The 1,961-nt window shown below is 46.0% G+C and carries 1 protein-coding gene; it reads right to left on the reverse strand.

Features of this window, described 5'->3' with window-relative positions; all coding sequences use genetic code 11:
• Positions 1-196 precede the first annotated feature (196 nt).
• Positions 197-1,873, reverse strand: a complete 1,677-nt coding sequence (locus tag V7723_RS19695; protein ID WP_335686210.1) for a formate--tetrahydrofolate ligase — start codon at positions 1,871-1,873, stop codon at positions 197-199.
• Positions 1,874-1,961 lie beyond the last annotated feature (88 nt).

Genomic DNA, 1,961 nt, shown 5'->3' on the forward strand with positions numbered 1-1,961 from the left:
ATATACACGGCAACTGCAGGAATATCTCCAAAGCATATAGACACCAATTTTCCAACAGGATTAACCGATTTCTGGCTTTCTACATACTCTCTTACTTCGGACAAAATTCGGCTTTTGACGGCGCGGCCATCAATCAAACGACTGTCATTCATCATTATATCTGTCTCAGTGATATTTAAGAAAAAACTACGAAAGCTTAGAACAAGCCCTGTACATCCCCACTCTCATCCAGACAGATCGCCTCTGCCGATGGAACACTTGGCAATCCCGGCATGGTCATGATCTCGCCGCAAACTGCGACAACAAATCCGGCGCCTGCCGATAATCGCACTTCGCGAACAGGTAGAGAGTGCCCTGTTGGCGCGCCCCTCAGATTAGGATCCGTCGAAAAGGAATATTGTGTTTTGGCCATACACACTGGAAGGTTTCCGTACCCGGCTTCTTCCCATTGGCGTAATTGGTCACGAATTTTCTTATCGGCCAGAACTTCGTCCGCCCGATATATCCGCTTGGCAACAGTTTCGATTTTGTGGAAAAGACTCATATCATCCGGATATAACGGCGCAAATTGTGCTGAATTTCCATCGATGACCTCAACAATTTTGTGAGCGAGATCTTCAATTCCCTCTGAACCTTTCGCCCAATGTTGGCACAAAATGGCTTCTGCGCCTTGCGTAGCCACATAGTCTTTCACAGCTTGTACTTCTGCATCCGTATCCGTGACAAAATGGTTAATTGCGATTACCGCAGGAACTCCAAACTGTTTAATATTTTCAATATGCCGACCTAGATTTGCGCAGCCTTCAACAACAGCTGACACATTCTCCTGGCCCAAATCATTCTTCGCAACTCCCCCGTTCATTTTCATGGCCCGAATGGTCGCGACAAGCACAACAGCACTGGGGGATAATCCCGCTTTACGGCATTTAATGTTGAAGAATTTTTCTGCGCCAAGATCTGCGCCGAAACCGGCTTCTGTTACAACATAGTCGGCCAGCTTCAACGCTGTTTTCGTAGCAACAACTGAATTACAACCATGTGCAATATTGGCAAATGGGCCGCCATGAACAAAGGCTGGGTTATTCTCCAATGTTTGGACCAAATTTGGTTGCATGGCTTGCTGCAACAAAACGGTCATTGCGCCATCTGCCTTAATATCACGGCAATAGACTGGTGTACGATCACCACGATAAGCAACAATAATATCCCCCAATCGTTTATGTAGATCGTCAAGGTCGTTTGACAGGCACAAAATTGCCATTACTTCCGAAGCGACGGTAATGTCGAAGCCGGCCTCTCTTGGAAATCCATTTGCAACGCCGCCCAGAGAGGTCGTGATCTGTCGTAATGCCCGATCATTCATGTCCACGACGCGACGCCAAACAACACGCCGGAGATCAATTCCAAGTTTATTTCCCCAATAAATATGATTATCAATCATTGCAGACAGCAGGTTATGTGCCGACGTAATCGCGTGAAAATCTCCGGTAAAATGGAGATTCATATCTTCCATTGGTATAACTTGAGCGTAGCCACCTCCGGCCGCGCCGCCTTTCATACCGAAGCAGGGGCCAAGAGACGCTTCGCGGATACATATTGCCGCTTTTTTACCAATCCTGTTTAGCCCATCGCCAAGACCAACCGTGGTGGTCGTTTTGCCTTCTCCAGCCGGCGTCGGATTTATTGCAGTCACCAGAATGAGTTTTCCATCTGTTTTACCAGATTGGGCTTTGATAAACTCATCTGACACTTTGGCTTTATCATGCCCAAATGGGAGTAAATCGTCACTGGGGATACCAAGTTTAGCGCCAATTTCCTGGATTGGCTGTTTTGTCGCTTCACGCGCTATCTCGATGTCAGATTTGTAGTCCATAATGGCTCCAGATTCTTTCAGTATAATATATTCAAATGTTATCTAAGAACACTGTATCAAATTTTTCATTTTAATAAACATTTTTTCC

The sequence above is a fragment of the Sneathiella sp. genome, assembly GCF_036960985.1.
Lineage (GTDB): Bacteria > Pseudomonadota > Alphaproteobacteria > Sneathiellales > Sneathiellaceae > Sneathiella.